This window comes from Staphylococcus marylandisciuri, from assembly GCF_025519785.1.
GTDB lineage: Bacteria > Bacillota > Bacilli > Staphylococcales > Staphylococcaceae > Staphylococcus > Staphylococcus marylandisciuri.
Window position 1 is genome coordinate 129,623 of the sequence record NZ_JAOPKZ010000006.1, and the last position, 23,832, is coordinate 153,454.

At 36.4% G+C, this 23,832-nt stretch carries 18 protein-coding genes; 10 read left to right on the plus strand and 8 right to left on the minus strand.

Features of this window, described 5'->3' with window-relative positions:
* Positions 1-63: 63 nt before the first annotated feature.
* From N9R04_RS04965 to N9R04_RS04985, 5 genes are all read left to right on the plus strand, one after another.
* Positions 64-1,416 carry an isochorismate synthase gene (locus tag N9R04_RS04965; protein ID WP_262855447.1) on the plus strand — a complete coding sequence of 451 codons (1,353 nt, stop codon included), beginning with the start codon at positions 64-66 and terminating at the stop codon, positions 1,414-1,416.
* Positions 1,409-3,088, plus strand: coding sequence for a 2-succinyl-5-enolpyruvyl-6-hydroxy-3-cyclohexene-1-carboxylic-acid synthase (gene menD / locus N9R04_RS04970; protein WP_262855448.1), 1,680 nt, complete (start codon positions 1,409-1,411; stop codon positions 3,086-3,088). The genes N9R04_RS04965 and menD overlap by 8 nt, the downstream gene beginning before the upstream one ends.
* Positions 3,075-3,881 (plus strand): 2-succinyl-6-hydroxy-2,4-cyclohexadiene-1-carboxylate synthase, encoded by an 807-nt coding sequence (gene menH, locus N9R04_RS04975; RefSeq protein WP_262855449.1) that lies wholly within the window; start codon positions 3,075-3,077, stop codon positions 3,879-3,881. Before menD ends, menH begins: the two co-directional genes overlap by 14 nt.
* Positions 3,874-4,692 carry a 1,4-dihydroxy-2-naphthoyl-CoA synthase gene (menB, locus tag N9R04_RS04980; RefSeq protein ID WP_262855450.1) on the plus strand — a complete coding sequence of 273 codons (819 nt, stop codon included), beginning with the start codon at positions 3,874-3,876 and terminating at the stop codon, positions 4,690-4,692. Before menH ends, menB begins: the two co-directional genes overlap by 8 nt.
* Positions 4,693-4,923: 231 nt before the next feature.
* Entirely contained in the window at positions 4,924-5,376 is a 453-nt protein-coding gene (locus N9R04_RS04985) for a MarR family winged helix-turn-helix transcriptional regulator (protein WP_262855451.1), read from the plus strand.
* Positions 5,377-5,676: 300 nt separating this feature from the next.
* Here the strand turns inward: N9R04_RS04985 and N9R04_RS04990 are convergent, their stop codons facing one another.
* The 5 genes from N9R04_RS04990 to N9R04_RS05010 form a co-directional block, all read right to left on the minus strand.
* Entirely contained in the window at positions 5,677-6,837 is a 1,161-nt protein-coding gene (locus N9R04_RS04990; protein WP_262855453.1) for an aminotransferase class I/II-fold pyridoxal phosphate-dependent enzyme, read from the minus strand.
* A gap of 103 nt (positions 6,838-6,940) precedes the next feature.
* On the minus strand, positions 6,941-7,948 hold the full coding sequence (locus tag N9R04_RS04995) for an acyltransferase family protein (RefSeq protein ID WP_262855454.1): 1,008 nt from the start codon (positions 7,946-7,948) through the stop codon (positions 6,941-6,943).
* An 895-nt stretch (positions 7,949-8,843) separates the two neighbouring features.
* Positions 8,844-12,611 carry a GW dipeptide domain-containing protein gene (locus tag N9R04_RS05000; protein ID WP_262855457.1) on the minus strand — a complete coding sequence of 1,256 codons (3,768 nt, stop codon included), beginning with the start codon at positions 12,609-12,611 and terminating at the stop codon, positions 8,844-8,846.
* A gap of 298 nt (positions 12,612-12,909) precedes the next feature.
* Entirely contained in the window at positions 12,910-13,329 is a 420-nt protein-coding gene (locus N9R04_RS05005; protein ID WP_262855458.1) for a GNAT family N-acetyltransferase, read from the minus strand.
* Between the two features lie 35 nt (positions 13,330-13,364).
* On the minus strand, positions 13,365-13,604 hold the full coding sequence (locus N9R04_RS05010) for a hypothetical protein (RefSeq protein WP_262855460.1): 240 nt from the start codon (positions 13,602-13,604) through the stop codon (positions 13,365-13,367).
* Positions 13,605-13,815: 211 nt separating this feature from the next.
* Here N9R04_RS05010 and N9R04_RS05015 point away from each other — a divergent pair, with 211 nt between their 5' ends.
* From N9R04_RS05015 to N9R04_RS05030, 4 genes are all read left to right on the plus strand, one after another.
* Positions 13,816-14,676 carry an ABC transporter ATP-binding protein gene (locus N9R04_RS05015; RefSeq protein ID WP_262855462.1) on the plus strand — a complete coding sequence of 287 codons (861 nt, stop codon included), beginning with the start codon at positions 13,816-13,818 and terminating at the stop codon, positions 14,674-14,676.
* 1 nt (position 14,677) lies between these two features.
* Entirely contained in the window at positions 14,678-15,409 is a 732-nt protein-coding gene (locus N9R04_RS05020; RefSeq protein WP_262855463.1) for an ABC transporter permease, read from the plus strand.
* A gap of 233 nt (positions 15,410-15,642) precedes the next feature.
* The gene (locus tag N9R04_RS05025) at positions 15,643-16,494 is read left to right on the plus strand and encodes a sensor histidine kinase (protein ID WP_262855464.1); all 852 of its coding nucleotides are present in this window, start codon (positions 15,643-15,645) and stop codon (positions 16,492-16,494) included.
* Positions 16,491-17,093 (plus strand): response regulator transcription factor, encoded by a 603-nt coding sequence (locus N9R04_RS05030; RefSeq protein ID WP_262855465.1) that lies wholly within the window; start codon positions 16,491-16,493, stop codon positions 17,091-17,093. Before N9R04_RS05025 ends, N9R04_RS05030 begins: the two co-directional genes overlap by 4 nt.
* A gap of 123 nt (positions 17,094-17,216) precedes the next feature.
* On the opposite strand, the gene N9R04_RS05035 is transcribed toward N9R04_RS05030, so the two are convergent.
* Positions 17,217-17,687, minus strand: coding sequence for a DUF2538 family protein (locus N9R04_RS05035; RefSeq protein ID WP_262855466.1), 471 nt, complete (start codon positions 17,685-17,687; stop codon positions 17,217-17,219).
* A gap of 20 nt (positions 17,688-17,707) precedes the next feature.
* Complete coding sequence (locus N9R04_RS05040; RefSeq protein WP_262855467.1) at positions 17,708-18,982, minus strand: LCP family protein; 1,275 nt, start codon at positions 18,980-18,982, stop codon at positions 17,708-17,710.
* Positions 18,983-20,378: 1,396 nt separating this feature from the next.
* Between N9R04_RS05040 and N9R04_RS05045 the strand changes: the two genes are divergently transcribed.
* Complete coding sequence (locus N9R04_RS05045; protein ID WP_262855468.1) at positions 20,379-22,040, plus strand: phospho-sugar mutase; 1,662 nt, start codon at positions 20,379-20,381, stop codon at positions 22,038-22,040.
* 490 nt (positions 22,041-22,530) lie between these two features.
* Here the strand turns inward: N9R04_RS05045 and rihC are convergent, their stop codons facing one another.
* Positions 22,531-23,439: a ribonucleoside hydrolase RihC gene (gene rihC, locus N9R04_RS05050; protein ID WP_262855469.1), complete on the minus strand. Its 909-nt coding sequence runs from the start codon at positions 23,437-23,439 to the stop codon at positions 22,531-22,533.
* Between the last annotated feature and the right edge of the window lie 393 nt (positions 23,440-23,832).

A 23,832-nucleotide genomic window follows, 5' to 3' on the forward strand; every position in this document is an offset into this window, starting at 1 on the left:
CAATTTTATAAAGATGGTACAATGTTATAATGGAAAAAAATTGAGTTGAAAGAAGTGACATTAATGACTGTGGAAGTCAAGGATAATGAAATCATTCAAGCTGTATATCAAAGTAACCTTGATTTTGTATCAGTAGAAGCGAAGATTGACCGTGAGTTAGACCCGGTTGAACTCTTTCAATTGACGGATGATGAAGCAGGCAATCGCTTTTATTATAAAAAGAATGATAACACGCTTTCATTTTTCGGTATGAAGGCTTTAAAGAGATATAAGAATGATTTTGAAAGTAAGCAATCTATCTTTCACGAATGGGAAAAAGACAAGGCTAAAATCGAGTGTATCCATCCGCACTCTGAAAAACATCATTTAAAAATTTGCGGGGGCTTTCAATTTTCAGCGCATAAATCTGGAGACGAGTGGCGTCAATTTGGTATAAATCACTTTATTCTGCCTGAAATATTAGCGACAATGGAACAAGGAGTAACATATATAACTTATACCGTGCCACGTGAGGAATTTGACATTAACCATTTTAAAGCTGTCATTCAACAGCTACTACGTCGTCCTGAGAATCACATATTAGCTCCTCAAAACATCAGACGTATAGAAGATATTTTTAAAGATGAGTGGCGTGACCTAGTAGCTGAAACGATAAAGCAATTAGATGAGACAAATAAGATTGTACTTTCAAGACGTCGATTAGTACAATTCGAAGAAGAAATCATGGTTCCTTATTTGTTACAGCGTGCGCTGAGTGGAGAACAAAATAGCTATCTGTTTGTATTAGAATCTGAAGACAGTATATTCTTTTCACAAACACCTGAGCAATTGATAGAAGTTAAAAATAATGTGTTGTTCACTAAGGCAGTAGCAGGTACGATACCTCGCACGCATCGCTGTGAAGAGGATAGAAAAAATATTCAGGCGTTCCTTTCTAATAAGAAGAACCGGAAAGAACATCAATTTGTGGTTAACAGCATTATCGACGATATAAGTGAACATGTAACAGACTATGATTATAACCGTGAGCCTGAAATATTAACTAATGATCATCTTTATCATCTATATACTCAAATTAGAGCTGAATTAAAAGAAAATGCTTATATAAGGTTATTAGATCGTCTCCATCCAACACCTGCTTTAGGCGGGTTTCCTAAAGAAGAAGCTAGAGAGTATATTGAAACGAAGGAATTTGGAACTAGAGGACTATATGGCGCTCCAGTAGGATATATAGATTTAGACGACGATTGTGAATTTATCGTAGCGATCAGATCGATGTTAATCAAACACAATCAGGCGACATTGTTCGCTGGCTGTGGAATCGTTTGTAATTCAGATCCTGACGCAGAAGTAGAGGAAACAGCAGTGAAGTTTAAACCAATGATGAAAGCATTAGGAGTAGAATCTTATGAATAAACATATTGAGGCATTAACGCAACAAGTGTATAAGTTAGCGTCTGACATGTATGCTTATGGTATCCGTGAGGTGGTGATTAGTCCAGGATCACGTTCAACACCGTTAGCTATAGCGTTTGCAGCCCATCCTGAAATTAAAGTTTGGGTGCATCCCGATGAAAGAAGTGCAGCGTTCTTTGCTTTAGGATTAATGAAAGGCAGTGAAAGACCTGTAGGTATACTCTGTACTTCGGGGACTGCTGCAGCTAATTATACACCTGCTATAGCAGAGGCTCACATCAGCAGATTACCGCTAGTAGTCCTGACGAGCGATCGCCCTCATGAATTGCGCGGAATTGGCGCCCCACAAGCGATTAATCAAGGTCGGATGTTTGATAATTACACGCAATACCAATTCGACTTTCCAGTAGCTGATGGTAATGACTCTCAAGCTATGGTTAAAACAATTAACTTTCAACTTCAGAAAGCCAGTCAACACCTGTATGGGCCTCACAGAGGACCCATACACTTTAACCTGCCATTTAGAGAACCGTTAACACCCAATTTAGAGTTAAGAACACAACTTCAAACAGAGGACTACACCATCCCACACTATCAAAAGAGTGCATCAATTGAACCTATCGAGTCGATCTTAAATAAACCTAAAGCGCTTATTGTAGTCGGTGATATGCAACACCAAGAAGTTGATCAGATATTAAAGTACTCGACTATTCACGATGTACCTATCTTGGCAGATCCTCTCAGTCAACTGAGACAATCTCAACACCCTAATATCGTGACTACTTATGATTTATTGTTTAGAGCTAATTTAACTGCCGAACCTGATTACATTATCAGAGTAGGTAAGCCAGTAGTGTCTAAAGCAACGAACAAGTGGTTAGGAGAAACGACAGCATATCAGATTCTCGTTCAAAATAATGATCAACCTGATTCTTATCCCATCGCACCTGATATATCTTATGAAATGTCTGCTAACGACTTCTTTAGACAGATTAATGAAAGAAGAAAGGGTCAGCGTACTGATTGGTTAAAAAAATGGCGACTGTTGGAAGAGCGTGCGCGAGTGGAAGTTGAGGATTATAAACGGAGAGCAGTTGATGAATCAGGCTACGTAGCTCATCTGCTTGATAAATTAAATAGTGATGAGGCGCTATTTATTAGCAATAGTATGCCTATTAGAGATGTTGATAACTTAGCGATTAATTGCGAAGCAAAGCTATTTGCTAATAGAGGAGCTAACGGAATTGATGGCGTCGTTTCGACTGCATTAGGAATGGCAGTCCATCAGAAGACCACGTTGCTTATAGGTGATCTAGCTTTTTATCATGATATGAATGGACTGTTGATGTCTAAATTGTATGATATCAATTTAAATATTGTCCTTCTTAATAATGATGGTGGGGGGATCTTCTCCTATTTACCTCAAAAAGAGGCAGCCAGCAATTATTTTGAAGAACTGTTTGGTACACCCACTGGTTTGAACTTTGAACATGCAGCTTCACTATATCATTTCACTTATCATCGTTATGAGCGATTGGAACCGTTTAAACAATTGCAATTATCTCATGTCGGTTCACACATTTATGAAATTATAACGCAGCGTGAGGATAATCTAACTCAGCATCAAATTCTATATAAGAAAATGAGTGATATTGCTAATGTTAAATTCTAGCTTTTATCCAGCAACACGACAAACTAATAAATTACTTGTTATGCTACATGGGTTCATAAGTGATCAGCGAACTTTCGAATCACATCTACCCGTACTAACGCAAGAAGCAAATGTTCTGTTAGTCGATTTGCCAGGCCATGGCAAAGATGATTCTAAAGTTGACCACGAGTGGAATTTTAACTTTATAAACCAATCATTGGACGAGTTGTTTACTGAATACCAAGAATATCATTTGTATTTACACGGTTATTCTATGGGTGGACGAGTGGCGCTGAATTATGCTATTTGCGGTAAGTTGCCATTGAAGGGGTTAATCCTTGAAAGTACGACCGCCGGCATTAAACAGTATGATCACCAACAAGAACGTCTGTTGGTGGATCAATCAAGAGCTAAAGTTCTCGATATAGCAGGATTAGAAGTATTTGTGAATGATTGGGAGAAACTGCCATTATTTTACACTCAAAAGACACTGCCTAGAGATAAACAACGTGCTATACGTCAATTGAGGTTAGATCAGGATCCTAATCGGCTTGCTAAAGCGTTGCGCGACTATGGTACAGGTCGCATGCCGAATTTGTGGTCTAACCTCAATACTATTGAATGTGATACATTAATATTAGTAGGAGAATTGGATCAAAAGTTCTGTAGCATCGCTAAACAACTCGAAGAAGGTATTCCTGCTACAGATAAAGAGATTGTTTCTAATGTAGGTCATACTATTAACGTGGAAGATGGAGAGAAATTTGATAGAATAGTAATAAGCTTTTTAAATAAGGAGGACAAACATGTCTAGACAGTGGGAGACTTTGAAAGAGTACAGTGAGATTAAATATGAATTCTATAATGGTATAGCTAAGATAACTATTAATAGACCTGAAGTACGTAACGCATTCACACCTGATACAGTTCAAGAAATGATTGATGCATTTAGCCGTGCGCGTGATAATGAAAATATATCTGTAATTATTCTCACAGGTGAAGGAGATAAAGCATTCTGCTCTGGAGGAGATCAGAAGAAGAGAGGCCACGGTGGTTATGTAGGCGGCGATCAAATCCCGCGTTTAAATGTGTTAGACTTACAAAGACTTATACGTGTTATACCTAAACCTGTTATCGCTATGGTTAGAGGTTATGCTATAGGTGGCGGAAATGTGCTGAATGTCGTTTGTGATTTAACGATTGCTGCTGATAATGCAATCTTCGGTCAAACAGGACCTAAAGTAGGCTCATTTGATGCAGGGTACGGATCAGGATATTTAGCACGTATCGTAGGACATAAGAAGGCTCGTGAAATTTGGTACTTATGTCGTCAATATAACGCTCAAGAAGCCCTAGACATGGGCTTAGTAAACACAGTAGTCCCATTGGCTGACATTGAGGATGAAACGGTTAAATGGTGTGAGGAAATTATGCAACATTCACCTACAGCATTGCGTTTCTTAAAAGCTGCAATGAATGCTGACACAGATGGTTTAGCTGGTTTACAACAGATGGCTGGAGATGCCACATTACTATACTATACGACTGATGAAGCAAAAGAGGGTAGAGACGCCTTCAAAGAAAAACGTCAACCTGATTTTGATCAGTTCCCTAAATTCCCTTAATATCAGAATCAAGATAAAGACTAAGACAGCGATTGAGTGTATTTAAGCATTCAATCGCTTTTTCTTTTATATGTCGATCAAAGTAAGTTATTTAGATTTTTCACTAAAAGTTATTTATACAACTTATATAAAAACATTAACACATCATAAAACAAATCTTATTACTCTTAAATTAATATTTGACATATTTTTATTTTTAGAATATATTAAAAAGGATGAGGTGAGTGGATTATGACAAGAAAGTACGATGATGAACTAAGAAAAGAGCTTTGTTTTTTGTTCTACGTAACAAATAAAGAAATAGTGAATCAATTTAATCAGTATTTAAAGCGGTACGATATTAGTTTCCCAAATTACATTGTCTTGCTATATATCGATAATGACCGTCCAATCTATATAAAGACGCTTTGTGAAGAGCTTTATTTAGATTCAGGTACTATCAGTCCGATTATTAAGCGACTTGAAAAGAAAGGGTTAATCAATCGTATACGTACGCTTGAGGATGAGCGACGGGTCAAGATTGAATTAACAGATAAGGGAATAGAACTAAAGAAAGAATTTAGTAAAATTTCGGAAGATGTATTTCAACAATTTGATATGTCTGAAGAGGATACAATGAGTTATTATCATCTTTTACGCAAATTCACTGATCGTAACATCATTGCTAAGTATAAAAATCAATAATTTCAGAATTTAATATTTAAAATTATGCATTGATTTATAGATGTATTGAAGAGCTTGGGATGTATAGCCCAATTCATTCTAAGGCTATAAGCGTGGCCCCGAAATTTCAGCCAGCACTTTTTAGTTCTGTTTGTCCGTCCAACACTCAGCATATCAGGAAGCGGCTTTATAAGGTTTCTTCCTAGTTGCTGATGTGATAGGCGACAATTAAAGCGCTGGCCTTCATCTTTCAATGTTGATCTTTTGAATATACAAACCGAGTAGCTATCCCAGAAAGCGATGTCCCATGGTAAAGCTACCTTATTTATAATGTCTCTTTAAAAATTGCTCTAATCGCTTCATACCTTCTTTTAAATCTTCTAAATTATATGCATAAGAGATCCGCACATGCCCCTTACCAATGTCGGTAAATGCGCTACCTGGAACCATTGCAAGATGTTCTTCTTCTAATAATTTCACACAAAAATCATAATCATCTTCTGTAAAATTTTGAATACTAGGGAAGACATAAAAGGCACCTTCAGGTTGAGCAGTTAATTCCAAACCTAATTGTTGTAATTTATTAACTAAAAAGTTCTTTCTTTTTATATAAGCTTGATTCATTATTTGAGGCGCTTCTAAGCCGTCCCTTAAAGCTGCTATACATGCTTTTTGTGCGGGGACATTAGTACAAATACAATTATAGGCATGCATAAATGTAAGCTTGTCGATTAAATACTCAGGGCCTAATAAGAATCCAAGGCGTATGCCTGTAGCTGAATGAGATTTACTCAAACCACTTATAAGTAAGAGCTGGTCTCTGATCTCACTAAATTCTGCAAACGATGTATGCTTACCAACAAATGTATTCTCGGCATAAATCTCATCGCTAATAACGAAGATCTCTTTACCTTGAAGAACTTTAACGAGTGCCTCAACCTCATCGTGACTTAAAGTGACGCCTGTAGGGTTAGTAGGGTAATTTAATAATACCGCTTTAGTGCGTTTAGAAATATGTGATTCAAGCGCTTCTGGAGAAACTTTAAAGTCAGTTTGAGAGGTATCTATGTATACGGGTTGCCCACCGAGCGTCTTAATAAGAGGGATATAGCCAGCATATACCGGGCCGGGTATTAGAACCTCATCTCCTTCATCGATGATACTTCTCAAGGTAGTATCTAAAGCTTCGCTAGCGCCATTTGTAATAATAATTTCTTCGGTACTATAATTGAACCCATAACGTGAGTTAAAGTATTGACGAATCGCCTCTCTGGCCTCAATTAATCCTTTATTGTGAGAATAACTCGTTTGGTCGTTGTCGATCGCTTCTATATATGCTTTCTTAACTACGTCTGGCATAGGGAAGTCAGGTTGTCCGATAGTAAGGTTGATACAATCATCCATGCCTTTCATGCGATTAGAGAATTGTCGTATGCTAGGAGCTTTCAAATGTTTTGAATGTTTATTTAATGATAACTTCATAATCTTCACCTCAAAAAAACCGAATTACAATCTCATATGTATAAGATAAACTATTAGAACTCTATCTTAACATACTAAGCATGTAACTCGGTTGGTATATAATTTAAGGTTTAAATTTGGAAGGTTTCTGTAAATGAATGATCGGGTTAGACCATTTTACTACGAAATTAGTAGTTAAAATGTAAACAATCAGACAGCTTAACCCAATCAAGTAAAGATAAGTCAAAATATTGATTGAATCTTTAAATGGATAGATTTCAAATCCTCTCACCACACCAATAACAAGGCCGTGCAGTAGATAAACTTGCAATGTACGGCGCCCGATATAAGTGTACCAATGACGACCTTGAGGCACGAGGTTTAACACTGAGAACATCATTATAAGAATGATGAAATAAAGTATGAGTCGTTTAAGTGGACTATAGACTCCTTGCTTTCCATCTTCTAAAGACGTATAAGGCGAACTGCCGAGCAACCAATCTGAGTTAATAGGATGGATGTAATAAATGACGAAAAATGAAATAATAATTGCTATTGAAATAGGTAACCAACGCTTGTCACGTAGAATAGTAGTATGGCGTTGTGTAAATAAATAACCGATGTAAAACACTGGAAAGAAAATGATTGTGCGTGAAAAGCTAAGGTATTCGTTTATATTAGATGAAAAACCAGCAAATAGTGAAAATACTATAGCTACTGGTAGAACGATATATGGTTTATAATCCTTTACAATAACTAATATGACATGAAATAAGAATAGTGTTAATAAAAACCATAAGGCAAAGACCGGATTGAAGGGATCAAAGGTCACTTCGTCTGTTTGCCCAGTAAAATAATAATATAAAGAAAAGAAAGCGAAGAAGATAAAATAAGGAATTAGTAATTTCTTTGAAACCTTTTCAAGGTAACCTTGTTCGCCAATCTTTTTAGCAAAGTAACCTGAGATAAATAAGAATCCTGGCATATGGAAACTATAAATAGTTAGATATAACGCGGATAAGATAGGACTTGATGATGTATAAGGTTGTAATAGATGACCAAACACGACAAAAAAGATCAGTATAGCGCGTGCATTGTCGAAGTAATAGTCTCTATGCATCGAATGGCCCATTGTTTGTCTCCTTTAATAATTAATAATATCTAATAATTTATTATACATAAGTGGTAAATTGCAACAATATCGCATTTAATAGGTAAGCCATAGTATAAAAATCTTCTCGTCTCATTAACCTGAAAGACGAGAGGCTTAAAGGTTGATTGTAACACGTTTCAATTGAGTTAGACATCCTATAGATACTTCACTTGTAGTATTGAAATCGTGTGCGGAGGGTTAAGTCCTACTCTCATTGGGCTATGGTTATCTTTCATAATAATACAAGAGGTCAGTGCAAAAGCGTTGAGGGTTTAAGGAGAGCCGGGACATAAGGCTGGGACATAATGTAATGTCCCAGACCCTTTTAGCATCTTGGCAGTAGATGACTGAATTGAAAATGCGCTTGTATCAAGCTTTTTTCAATTCTAGTCATCCTTGCCGGGGCGGGACTACGAAATCTTTTATTCAAATTAGATTTCTGTCCCGCTCCCTTCAACATCTCGGCAGTAGATGACTGATTTGACGACGCGCTTGTATCAAGCTTTTTCAATTCTAGTCATCTTTGCCGGGGCGGGACTACGAAATCTTTTTATTCAAATTAGATTTCTGTCCCGCTCCCACAAGCACAGCGAGTTGGGGTGGTCCACCAAACGTTATATATCTGTCCGTTTAAAAGTTCAACCAGCACTTTGGAGTCATATCTGCTAGAGTGTTTTTGCTCTAGACGTCAGACAAAGTGCTGGTTTCTATTCTTCATATTAACCTTAGAAAGCTATGTTATTGAGTTATTTTTAATGTTTTTATTATTTATTGCCACATATTTAGTTTGACGAGCCTTATACATACTATATGTTCCTGGAAGTTCGCTCAGTCGTTAAGTTTCAAATATATAGGATTACGTTAAGCAGTGAGCTTACTTTTGGTAAGTATTCACATCAAAATACTTACCTGTTTGACCTATTAAATCGTAAAAAGATTTGATGCGAATTGCGTTTTGTTTCGCCCAACCTATATCAGTAGCATATTGGTGTTGTCCAGGGTTTGCTGGATTCCAACGCATTTTGTACAGTGTATTTTGGCCTTCATGAATATATCGTCCTGCTATAAATTTAGCGCCACCTACTATAGCCTTCTGAATGGTATTCCACCCGGCTTTTTTAGCAAAGTTAAATCCTCCACGTAATGCATCGTGATCCACAGCACCAATACCAAACATGTTATAGTATTTTTTACCTGTAGTTACGACTTTGCCTTTTACTACATCGCCTCCACGTGAGAGGGTAGATGTACCATTACCTGTTTCCAGTAAAGCATGCGAAATAAGGTAGATTTCATTAATATTGTAGAGCTTTGCAGCTTCGCTAAAGGCAGAACCTTGTCCTTCTAACACGCCTTTACCCTTAAGCAGCTTGTTCAATGATGCAAGAGAAAGGTTTTGCGCCGTATCTAAACGTAAAAATTGATACTTTTGTACTGGATCTTTCTCTATCTTAGTAGTATCCATAGCTTGTTTGATCTCTTGTAACGTTGCATCGTCCCATTTTCCAGGTATGTGTTGTACTTGTGGTTTGTAAGAAAGGTTATATTGTAATCGAGCTGCTTGATTAAGTGTCATATGAGAACGATAATATCTAACTAATTCTTTCCGCAAATCACTAGCTTTAATCCAAACGAGTTTACCATTTGAAAGTTTACCGTGATACCAAGTTTCTCCATTTACTGACTGTTGTTCCAATACTTTAAAGATTGTTTCATATGAACCTAATAGAGAATTACCTGCTTTAGCGTTTGGTGAAGAATAATATTTGCCACCTTTATTCGTTATGACGAAATCGTATTTATAAGGTGTAATTCGGCTTGCCTTATTGTTACTTTCTTTTTGATTTGATGAAGCTGTCTTCACCGGGGTTAAATCTGTACTTAAAATCCAGCCCGTTTTATTATTTATAGTACCGAATAAATAGTGCGCTTGATCAACTTTAACTGTTTGAGATGCAACAAAAATATTGTTCTTTAATTGCTTCAAATTATCAATCTGTTGGAGTTGAGTGCCCCAGGGAATTGAATATAGACCATGATTGTTAGATTTCAAAGTATAGTGAGCTTTGGTCGATACGGGTTGACTTAAAGATTTGATAGTGACATCTTTCGTATTGATCCAACCCAGTGGTGTATTCTGACGCTCGTTCATGAGCAAGACGTATGTTTCTGTTCCTTCTTTACGCTGTTTGCTTATTTTAAAAGTTTTATCACTATAAACATTAGCGTGTTTACCTACTTTGTCGTATACCGTAGCCTTAATACCAGCATTAGTACGTTTAACTTGTCCTATCTTTGAGACACTTTGCGTCATGTTACTGGACGTAGGTTCTTTATAGACTACATCTTCGATAAGCATCCAACCGATGTTAGTATTCTGATCATTTAGCAAATAAAATTGCTTTTTACCTAAGGTTGCCTTTTTAGTTAAATGATAAGTTTTACCATTTACATATGATTTCTGAACTCCTGCTTGATCATAAACAGTAGTATAGACGCCATGATTATTCTTAACTACAGTACCTCGTGCATTAGTAAGTGGCGTCACTACGAGTTTGGTGCTTGATGCAGAAGGAGTGCGTTTGACAGGCTCCGCTTTTGAGGCAGTAACTAGGTTAGCTGCCTTGATCCAACCGCTAAGTTTATTAACCGTACCGTAAACGTATTGTGTAGAACCTATAAGTTGAGATTGACTAGCATTAAACAGTTGATTACCTTTACCGCTTACTGTACCTGCTTTTTGAGTAGAAGTGCCCCACGGAACTAAATAAAGTGTTTCGCCTGATTTAACTTGATACGTTTGTTTCACTTTTTTAATTGCTCCAGCTTTGTTGTAAACCACGTCATTTTGATGAATCCAGCCAAACAAATGATCATCATTGTAGTCGGTAACAAGGTAGAACTTTTCTGTACCAATTGAAGCGGACTTCGTAACTTTTAGCGTCTTATTAGTTTGAGAGGTCTTTATCCCTTTATGGTCATATACTGTAGTATATAAGCCATCGTTACGGTTATTAATACGAGCCACACCACTATTATTAGAGACGCTTAAATGACCTTGTTTAGGTGAGGAGGTTTGAGTTTCAGGTGGTTTGGTAGTAATTGAGCTACTACTTGAACTCATACTCGAACTGCTCATTACACCCCAAGGAGCGACTTGATTCGTCTTAATTAAATATTTCTCATTAATTAAATCGTAAAGTTCATCATAGGAATAATTGTTCACTGCTAAGTAGCCGTGAGGATCGACGTGGTCAGTTCCTCCAAGATAATTACTCACAGCACGATGTGTCCAAACTGTTCCTTGACCATCATATTCAGCACTATCGGGTTTTAAACCGTAATATAGAAGGTTAGTAGCTGCATAATCTGCATAATTATTGATTGAACGCGCAAAGGAATTGTAATCGTGCGTGTGAACTAATTCGACATGGATGAAGCGTTGATTTGCATATGAGCCAGCACCCCATGCGCCGTAATCCGTATTTGCTGTTTCAATAATGCGATTTCCATCTACATAAGCGTGTACAAATGCTAGTCTGTAGTTATTTTTCATGAAACTAACTTCGCCGCCAATAGTCGAATGATCATTAGCTGTATCATGCATCACAATACCTTCAGGTTTGCCATAACGGTAACTAAATTGTGGTAAGTAACTAGCTATATCTTGTTCATATTGAGGTACAGGGAAATTATTTTTACGGATATATGTGTTAATCGATGAATTCACTTTAGGCTTGTATTGAGGCAACTTTAATTTAGGGCCATTTTGAGCCACTCTAAATCCTGAAAATGGTTGGATCTGAGAAGTAGGAGGGGCAGTACGATGTTTATTAGGTTCTGCGATTTTTAAATTAGACTCCAACTTCGGTGTTTCAACAGAATTTGAATTATCGCTATTTATTTTTGCATTATGTTGATCATATTCTTCAGCGCCTATATATTGAATCGTTGATGATAAGTCGTAATTACTATCATTATCATCTTTTGTATTTTGAACCACATGATTTTGAGGATTTTTATTTTCATCTTTAATTGAAACAATATTGTGACTATTATCTATAAATAAAGACTTTTGAATTGATGGTTTTTCCTCAATTGAGTGAGCTGTTTCTTCTTGTGGCTGATCTTCGACTTGTTGATCGTCACTTAAACTTGCACTGTTATCTCTATCGTGGGGAAGAGAAGTTTCATCATTCTGCTGAGCTTTTTCTGAGTTAGCTAAATTATCTGTGGCCGCCTCTAGCTTATTAGTATGAGAAGTTACTTTTACTTGCTCGGGAGCACTTTGAACGTCTTCTAAATTTGGCTTACTCGTATTAGGAGACTGAGTAGATCGATTAGGTTGTAGTAAATCATTTTGACGCGTTTCAGTTTGAAAAGCTTGATCTACGCTTGGTGTTTGAATGATAGATGGGTCTTTATAAATTTGAGTACCAGCAATATGAGTAGTGGGGTTTTGAACTTCTTGTTTAATAGCTTGAGAAGTCTCGAGTAAACGTGCTTTGTCCAAAATGTTTGAAGTTGAATTCTGATTCTCTGATTTTTCTGAAGCGTATGCGTGATTTGCAGTGAAAGTTGCACCGGCTAAAGTGAAAGCGAGTATAGTTGGAACCTTGTATTTCATGGATGATTTAGCCATATTTTTACTCCTTTATATTTTTAAAATTTAAATACATTATAATACGGAGTTACGATAAAAAGTTTCTTTTCATTATTTTGTAATACAAAAGTAATCTTGGATAGCGAGAGAGTGACAAAAATTTTCTTTCTTCACTTCATCGTACTAACTCGCATTCTTAAGCAGTGTAATCATTATTAGTTTAACGGTTGTCTCGCTATTCTAATGTCAAATATTAGGTGAGTTCCAACATTCATATCGCACTGTCATAGTAAATAGCTGGTTAAGTTAGTTGAAATTATAATTTAGGGGGACTTGTTTAAAGCTGCTTGCTCATCCGAATGTGTTGAATCCCTTCCTCAAGAAAAATTTCACCCGAAACTTGATAACCTAAGTTGTGGTAGAAATCTTTAGCAGAATATTGAGCGTTTAACACAATAGCAGTATAGCCTTGTTCACTAGCAATTGTTTCGACGTATTTCATTAAGGTATGACCTCGTCCTTGTTTTCTGTATGGTTTAGTGATGGCAACGCGCTCTATCTTAGCTTGATTGTCTATGGCTCGTATACGGGCAACAGCAAAAGGTTGCTCATCTATATAACCGATGATATGAGTACAAATTTCTTCAAATTGGTCAAGTTCATTCTCAATTGGAATATGTTGTTCTTCTACAAATACTTCTTTACGTATGCTAAAAGCATCGGCTAATTCGTCTTTAGTCCTTACTATTCTAAACATTTAATCACCCTTCTTAAATAATGTTAAAAGTTAAATTATGATACTAATAGATTTCGTATAAAGTGATAATGAGGATGAGGAATAAAGTTTCTGTCCTGTAAAAAACAGATTAACGGCCTCCCAAAAGCAAGATCGTCGATAGAAAAGATCGCGATTCGGGAGCGGGACAGAAATCTAATTTGAATAAAAGGATTTCGTAGTCCCGCCCCAACTTGTTGTGCTTGTTGAAACTGGTTTACCAGTTTCTCTTTGTGGGGGTGGGGCCCCCTGCACAAATCCTAAACGCTTTTGTCCTGACCTCCTTATCTATCATCCTTTAGATTATATCTTACATAGCTTTATTTAGCATGTGTAATGAAAAAGCTCAAATTAATTATAAAATGAAGAAGAGTTATTTTATGACATGTGTCATCTATTTTAAATGACACTCGCTACTAATTAAGTAAAACAAAACTTAATATTATTTATTACAAAGGAGGTTAAAATATGATCAGAGTAAAAGGGTTAGAAAAATCGTTTCGATCACATCAAGTCATTAAAGGCGTCAGCTTAGACATTCCGCAACATCAGTGTACGGCTTTAATTGGTACAAATGGAGCAGGAAAATCTACGCTAATTAATTTAATTATTGGTCATCTCAAGCCTGATGCTGGAAATATATTAGACGTAAATAATGTCCTAGCTAAAGGTAAAATAGGTGTTATGTTTCAGAAAACGAGTTATCCACCTTTGATTAAAGTCAAAGAATTATTTCACTTGTATCGGCAGATCTTTAAAACACATGTATCGTTGAAAGAATTTAAAAATATAACGTGTTTCAATAAAGAAACTTTAGATCAAAATGTTAAGCAATTATCCGGGGGACAACAGAGGATATTAGATTTTGCTTTAACAGCAATGGGGCAACCTCCGCTCATCATTATGGATGAGCCTACAAGCTCCATGGACGTCAATATGCGTGAGCACTTTTGGGAATGTATAGAAGCGTTAAAAAGGAAAGGTACGACAATTTTTTACACATCTCATTACATTGAAGAAGTAGAACGTGTGGCAGATAATGTCGTTCTACTTGAAAGAGGAAAGGTGCGTTTTCAACAATCTCCAGAAGAGGTAAAGCAACTTCAACCAAGCTCCGAAATACGTTTACCACTCCGCTACAGCAATCTAGTAGCTAATTTAGAACAAGTTGTAAATATCAAGTTAGCTCAAGTCATCAGTATTACAACTGACCGTGTAGAAGAAGTGTTATTACAGCTTAGAGAAAGAAAAGTAGACCTTAATGATATTGAAATTAGGAAAACATCATTGCTTGAGACACTTACTAATAGTGAAGAGGAGGTAAAATAGTGTGCTTGCAACATATTTATTGATTGAATTGAAAATGTTGTGTCGAAAAAAAGTGTATCTCACTTTATCAATTTTGTTACCTTTAATGTTTTATTTATTATTTACAACTATCATCGAGATCCCAAGTGGTATGGAAGATAAATTCTTAAAAGAATATATGTTCAGCATGACTACGTTTAGTTTAACGAGCTTTTGCTTGCTCTCTTTTCCTATAGATTTGGTTGAAGAACAACAGCTAGGTTGGCAGAAACAACTTTTTAGCACTCGAATGCCTATAAGTAGCTATTATTTAGTTAAAGTATTGAAAACCATGATTCAATTTGCACTATCTATTATCATTATTTTCTTAAGTGCGGCGTGGATACGACATGTTACAATGTCCTTTAGTGAATGGTTAGGTGCTGCACTGACCTTATGGCTAGGTGCAAGCTTGTTCTTAGCAATAGGTTTACTTATTGCTCAATTAAATGATATACAGAAAGCGAGTGGTATTGGAAATATTTGCTATATCGTCTTGGCGCTAACTGGCGGTTTATGGTTTCCTGTAAATCAATTTCCTCATTGGTTAAAAGTAATTGCATACAAAACACCAACTTATCATTTAAAGCAAGTTGCATTAGATATAGGGAAAGGGGAACAGTTTAATTGGGGATCTATGAGCACTTTGATATGCTATAGTATAGTATTTACTTTAATAGCGCTCATTATTAAGAATAAAAGAGAAGTGAAATAATGAAAAAGATTGATTTGAATTTAACTCATTTATCATCACTGCTTTACATTATCATGCTCATATTTGGACTTTTCTTGAATACAAAAGGTCCATTATGGCTCAATGTAATGTGTGTCGTGCTTTATTTCATAATATATACGACGATGATCATCTTCAATCCGATGTTATCAAGGTCAGCACTCTATTGTTGTTTTGTTATTTACTGTTTATTCATCATATATTTTGTTTTCTCTATGACTCCAGAAGTTTCGCTTTTCTTTTTCTATAGTGCTTTCTTCATACCTTTTATAATCAAAGCGCATTACATCTCAAAAGAAACAATAACTTTAATTATCGCTATGATTGTGAGCGAAATCATAACATTTGAGAATTACAGTTTGCCGCAACTAATGGTACTCTCACTTTTTTATATAATTATTTTATTGATATTATTTGGTAACTTTAAACTAGTAAGAGAAAGAGAGATGAAAGAAGAGTTAGAAGCTAAAAATGAGCATATCAATGTTTTAATAACTGAACAGGAACGCAATCGTATAAGCCAAGACTTACATGATACCTTGGGTCACGTCTTCTCAAGCTTGAGTCTTAAATCTGAATTAGCGATGAAATTAATCGATATTGATCCTGATAAAGCTAAAGAGGAAATACAAACAGTAAATCAACTTTCTAAAGATGCTTTAAATAAAGTACGTAGTATAATTAATGATTTAAAAATACAGTCTTTTGAGGATGAAGTGAAGAATATAGAGACATTACTAACTAACATTGAATTAAAGTTTGATTTCATTAATCGAGAAAGCGCTCGAACGTTAAATCCTACTAAACAAGCTATACTGTCGATGATTCTTAGAGAAGCGGTCAATAACGTGATTAAGCATTCTCAAGCGACAAACTTAGAATGCTCACTTCAAGAGGGGCATGACAATGTATGTCTAACTATTCATGACAATGGTCGTGGTTTAGAACAAGGAGTACATTTAACAAGTTTAGAGGAACGCGTAAGTGTCTTAAATGGAACTTTAGAAAAATACAATCAACATGGGCTTAAACTTATAGTAACCATACCAAGAGGTGGAAAAATGTGATTCGAATTATTATCGCTGAAGATCAGGCAATGTTGAGAGAAGCCATGGTTCAGCTCATTGAATTAAGAGAAGATATTAAAGTTGTTAGTACAGTTGAAGATGGACACAAAGCTCTAGAGGAAATTGAAGAGACGAGACCTGACATAGCTTTGCTTGATATCGAAATGCCTAAACTTTCTGGATTAGATATATTAGCTAAGATTAGAGAACAACAACTAGATATTAAAGTTATAATTGTTACGACTTTCAAACGACCAGGGTACTTTGAATCTGCTATAGCAAATGATGTAGATGCCTACGTTCTCAAAGAGCGGTCGGTAGATGAACTCATCGAGACCATGTATAAAGTGATGAGAGGGGAAAAGGAGTATAGTCCAGAGCTAGTAACCTCTGTGTTTAAAGAACAAAACCCACTTACTCCTAGAGAACAATTAGTTCTTAGAGAAGTAGGGGAAGGCCGGACGAGCAAAGAAATATCTCAAAAGTTATTTCTATCAAACGGCACAGTGCGTAACTATATATCAACTCTAATAGATAAATTGCAAGCAGATAATCGCTTTGATGCTTGGAAAAAAGCTTTAGATAAAGGATGGATTTAATTGTTTACATAGCTTTGAGATCACTTTTATTGCATACTAACTTAATATGAATAACAAGAACCCAACTCTAATTTAGAAAAGTCATTCTAAATCATTAGAGCTGGGTTCTTAATTATTTCTTCACTATTGAGCTTCTTGACGAATAATAGCTGTATATTGCCAAAATATACGCATTTGAGCGATATTCCAATTATTCATCCCCATCGTAAATCCTGAGGGTTTAAATATATTGACGTCAGTGACTTCAAGAGCTGCTGCAACGAGATACTGGATAGGAACACTGATTGATTGCATCGTTTCTGTAAGACCATTCTCATCATACACCCATGAAAATGGTAATTCTGATTCAAATACATCTACTTTATCAAAGATTTCAGGTAACGCAACAATATAGCAAGCCCCATCGACTACAGGGTTATTCTCACTATCTTTATAGTAGATACGTAAGGCTTCGTAATTCTCGCGGTGTTCATGATTTACATAGAACAGTTCCCCACGGAATAAAGCCATATCTTTGCTATGAATGATTTGCTGCTCTAATACATTAAACATGCCATGGATATGAGATAATTTTTCATACGTTTTACGTGACATTGGGCGTGTTCCCTCCATCATTAATATTGATTAACATTTTGATCTTGGCTTGGAACTTGGTTTTGATCATATTGATCTTGTTGATCAGTACTTTGATTATCATAAGAGTTGTTAGTTCCATTCGGATTCATATTATGAGATTGATCTTGTTGGTCTGAAGACTGATGACTACGATTTGAAGAATTGTCGTTGCTACCATGACGTGAATGTAAAGTCTTCTCATCATCTTTGTCTGAGGTCGTATCATTTTGATTCTTGCCTAGTAAGTCCTCATCTAATTTCGTTTGAGGTACGAGCTGCCCATAGCGATCGATAACACGTTGATTGAGGAAATCACGTTTATCTGTAATAGGTGACAATCCTAAATCTTTTCTTAAAGTATTTGATGATTCCATTATACTTTTAATACTAGGATTATAATAGTAAACCCCATTGAGATAATCATCATCGCCTGTTAATTGTGATTTCTTGATGTCTACGTCACTTTTCAAGTATGTTGAAGCTAATGCGCGGATTTCTTTGTAGTTCAAGTTGTGACTTGAATTCTTACCGACAATTTTAATTACTTTATCTAATTTATTTAACGAATCCACTTTTTGAGCCTTGGCAAAAAGTAATTTAAGTAGTTCCATTTGTCTTTGGCCACGTTTAAGGTCAGAATCCTTATGACGTGTTCGTGCAACAGCAAGCGCTTCTTCCCCGTTTAAGTTATGGCGTCCTTTTTTAATTTTCGTACGACCATCATCGTTTTTATTAATTTCATTAATATCGTAAGGTACATCGTACTCTATACCACCTAATTCATCCACGGCATCAACGAAGGCTTCCATATTCACGCGTGCATAGTAATCGACTGGGACATTCATCGTTGCTTCCACAGCATCCATAGCAGCAGTTGGTCCACCGTACGCGTGTGCATGAGTTATTTTATCGTAGTAACCGACTTTAGGTATATAACTAATTGTATCACGTGGGATACTGAGCATTCTTATTTGTTCTTTATCTTGGTTAAAGGTAGAGAGAATCATTGAATCTGTTCGTGAATTCTCACTACTTTGGCCATTCTTCTTACGATTATCATTTTCATCAATACCTAGAAATAAGATTGAGATAGGGTCTTGTGAAGCGTTAACTTTAGAAGATCTTAAGTTTGATTTGCGAGCTGAATCATGATCGTTATGAGAGCTTTCAAAAGCCCCTTGAGATGTTTTTAACAATGTTACCGCATAAACTATGGGTACGACGATGAGTAATAGAGATAATAGTATTAAGAAGTATTTAAACAATTTATTCATAACTGAAACTCCCAATTTAGTTTGTATTTATACTCAGAGAGGTTAATAATATGATTTGGAACGAGATTGGTTGCATATCCTAGTGAAGGACCACTATAGCTTGTGTATATCTACTTCCCAGCTTAGAATACTCAAGTGATGTAATGATTTCCTTGCTTGTAAGTTAAGCTTTAACCTCAGTGTTGCATACTTAAACACTTAATTCTACTCTAATTATGTATAACCACATAAAATGAAGCTAGAAATTCAAGATATTAAAGTGTATCGTTACTGTTTCTAGCTTTTAAACATTTCATTATTAAAATTTGATGTAAATAGACTCAAATTAGATTAATCATTGTTTCGTTATAGTTTATTACGAGATGGTAATTAAACTCTTTAAGATGGCATACAAGCATTCATACCTCATCAAATGAGAATCCAACTAGATTCTCATTTGATATAATGAGGAAATGAGTCTAACATGTATCAATCAGAGCTTACTTGTATGATGACAACATATTATAGGCTGAGGATGAGACATAAGGTTTTCTATTTGGTGGGCCCACCCCAACTCGCAGTGCTTGTGGAAACTGGGACTTAATGTAATGTCTCAGCCTCTTTCAGCATCTTGGCAGTAGATGACTGATTTGAAAACGCGCTTGAATCAAGCTTTTTTCAATTCTAGTCATCCTTGCCGGGGCGGGACTACGAAATCTTTTTATTCAAATTAGATTTCTGTCCCGCTCCCTTTTTGTTGGGGCCACCCCAACTCGCAGTGCTTGTGTAAACTGGGACTTAAATCCCAGCCGCTTCAACATCTTGGCAGTAGATGACTGATTTGAAAACGCGCTTGTAGCAAGCTTTTTTCAATTCTAGTCATCCTTGCCGGGGCGGGACTACGAAATCTTTTTATCCAAATTAGATTTCTGTCCCGCTCCCTCTTTGTTGGGCCCCCTGCTCAAACCCTCAACGCTGTTGTCCCGACCTCCTTGTTTCTAACTATCTCATAAATCTTCTAGGAGAGTAGACTAGTTTGATTTACTTGTAACGTCCTTATTAGATCAATTCCGAGTTCGAGTAGTACTTTAAAAACGTAAAGATTTTGTAAAGATAAAATGTACTATAAATAATAATTTTATAACTCTGTCTAGAAAATTTCAACTCAAAACATGTTAAAGCCTTTAAAAACTATTGAGGTAGAGAATGGTGGCCATTCCCATTTAATCATGGGAGCATAAAACATAGAGAGCGAGGTAGTGCATAACTTGATTAAATTGAGCTAAGTGTAAGTACACGTCTACCTGGTAAGAGTATAATAGATCAACTCAGACGTTACGTGAATTCTACTAGTGCTTAAGCTATAATGAATAAAGAGTATATATTTAATGGTTATCAGTTAAATAGGGGGAAGCTCATGATAGATAACAAAATGTGGCTCGATAGGCTTGAGGAAAGTTTAGTTGAGCCTTTCTACAATAATCAAACTGAAGCTGAACGAAATGATGGCTTTAAAGATACTTTGTCCTTTGGAACTGCAGGAATACGTAGTACTTTCGGAATTGGTCCTGGGAGGTTAAATGCTTTCACTGTAAGAAAGGTAGCATATGGACTTGCAAAATATATGGTGAGACAAGTCGATGAACCGACGATCGTTATTCATTACGATACTCGTTTCTTATCGCAAGATTTCGCTAAAGAAATGGCTAGTGTCTTAGCAATCAATAACGTAAAGGTGATCATTTCTAAAGATTATAAATCTACACCTGAACTTTCATTCGCAGTTCGAAATTTAGAAGCCGATGCGGGTATCATGATAACAGCAAGTCACAATCCTAAGCAGTATAACGGTATAAAGGTTTACAATAAAGATGGCGGGCAACTGTTACCCGAACCATCTGAAGAATTAAGTGTATGTATTGATGAAATAGACAATCCCTTAGCACTAGAGACACAACCCTTTAACCAACTATTAGAGCAGGGTCTCATCCAATACTTGCCTGAAGAGGTGACTGATCACTATAAAGCTCAGGTTCGAGAACTAGTAGGACGCATAGATTCAAATCACATTAAAACGGTCTTAACTAGTCTACACGGTACGAGTTTGCCTGTTGTAGCTGATATATTGAAATCACTAGATTATGATAACTTTGTGATTGAAGAGACACAATCAAGACCTGATGGCGACTTTCCTACAGTAGAACGAGCGAATCCTGAAGAGTTAGCAGCTTTCGATTTAGGTGTCAAATTGGCGGATAGAGTCGGGGCGGAATTGATCATCGCTACCGATCCGGATGCAGATCGCTTCGGTTTTATTGAAAGATATGAAGATGGGTCCTCGACTTACTTTAACGGCAACGAAATAGGCCTGATCATGATGAAGCTTCGCTATCAAGAAGCTCTAGAAAGCGGTCAGCAACTATATATGGCTAAATCTATAGTCACGAGTGAGTTAGCCGAAAGATTTGGCGATCTACTTGGTGTTGAAGTTAACAATGTACTCACAGGATTTAAATATATTTCCGAGCTTTTAGAATCTAAGTCTCAGAAAGAAGAGACATTGCTACTCGCATTTGAGGAGAGTCATGGTTATTTAGCTGCGCCATTTTCACGTGATAAAGATGCCATACAAATGGTACCACTAGTGATTAAGTATAAGAACTTATTAGCTGATAATGGTCTAACGTTTAAAGATACGTTAGATGATATTTATAGACAAATAGGAGAATTTAAAGATATCACGTTGTCTCCTAAATTTGAAGGTACTGAAGGAAAGTCGACAATAAATGCAATTATGGATCAGTTTAGAGGAGAACAAGTTCTGTCGATTTGCGGCTTAGAAGTACAATCAGTAGAAGATTATGAGGCAGGTGTTATCACTCATGTTACAACGGGTGAACAACAGTCGCTGAGCTTACCGCACGCTAATTTAATTCGCTTTATATTTAAGGAAGGATTTATAGCTTTAAGACCTTCTGGAACAGAACCGAAGATTAAATTATACTTTTCACTCGAAGTAGACGATATTAATCACGTGGCGCAAGAGTTTAAAAGGCATTACGTAGACTCAGTTCAATAAAAAGAGTGAAGCATCTAATTAGTTATGTTATTGAACATAGAGAGGCTCGAATATCAAAGCTAGTGCTAAAGTATTGACTGGAATCACCCGAAGTAGATATTCATTACTGTCAGGTATATTGAAAGTTTAGTCGTTATTAATGGAGCGAAACTATGAAATCTAGTAGATAGATAAGATTTCTGTTTCGCTCCTAATTTGTAGTGACGACAAACTATAGCAAGAACGTTTAAAAAGTGAACGCTAAAAGGTAACGGGACAGAAATCTAATTTGTATAAAAAGATTTCGTAGTCTCGCCCCGGCAAGGATGACTAGAATTGAAAAAGCTTGATACAAGCGCATTTTCAACTCAGTCATCTACTGCCAAGACGCTGAAAGCGACTGAGACATTACATTAGGTTCCGCTCCCTTTTGACCGTTAAGCATAAATTACATTTAAGCACAGTGATGGATGATAGAAATTAAACTTATCAACGCTATAAAATGACTATATCATGGTGCATAGCTTAACGATTCAAATAATCTCTCTTTAAAACGCTTCGCATTAATAGACATAACCACTGAAGTATTAGGATGAAGTGAAGAAAAATCTGTAACAGTAGCGCCTCTAGTTAGTTCACTGTTCACTTCAACTTGCACTTTGGCCTTTAGTACTTCGAATTCTTCAGGATAGAGAAGATAGAGTAACGTATAAGCATCATATACGTTAATGCCTTGTTCAAAGTCATCTCCGCGGTAATGTTGAAACATGTGATATAACATTTCTCCTGTGTTGTTAAGTTCTCTTAATTCATTTACATGTTCATGGATTAAGGTTGAGTTTCTTGCAACGTCTAATCCCACCATAGTAAGTGGTAAGCCTGATTCAAATACGATATGAGCAGCTTCAGGATCACTATAGATATTAAATTCTGCTAGTGGAGTGATGTTACCTCTGTGGGCACTACCACCCATAAGTACTATTTCTTTAATATGAGGTGTAACTTCGGGATAAGTTTTTAATAGTAGTGCGATGTTAGTTAATGGTCCGATAGGAACTAAAGTGATCGATTCATCACTCTTTAACAGCATATCTCTCATAGCATCAACAGCACGTGATGAGGCCAGTTCATTCATTTCTACTGGCTCAAAGTCGTAACCAGCCATCCCTGACTCTCCGTGAATTTCGCTTGCATCTACATTTTCAGCCATTAAGGGTTGAGCAGCCCCTCTATGTACAGGCACTTTGCTATTGAAAAACTTCTTGAGTTTCAGAGCATTGATAGTTGTTTTTTCAATGTCTACATTTCCATTAACGGTGGATATCATTTTAACATCGAATCTAGGATGGGTTAGCGCGATGCTGATTGCTGCTGCATCATCAATACCTGGGTCTGTGTCAATTATAATCGAGTGTTTCATTTACATTCCTCCCATATTCGTCCTTCTATATCATTCTACAACTTATGAGGTCAGATACGCTAAAAGAACAGTTGAAATAGGGGAGAGGAATAATAGCTAGAACTCAGCTTAAAAAAAGTGAAGAGTATAAATTCCAAATTACTAGCGCTAAGAGGTAAAGACTAAAATCTCAGAAAAAAATAGGAGGCTGGGACATAAAGGTCTTTGACTAGAGAGAAAGAGGTTGGGACATAAATCCCAGAAAAAATAGCACTCAGATGATTTAATTCATTTCATCTGAGTGCTTCTTCATATTCCATACTTCGTATTATTGGCTCGCTTTCCTAGGGTGCCGTCTCAGCCTCGGTCTTCGACTGGCACTGCTCCCTCAGGAGTCTCGCCACAAATACTCAG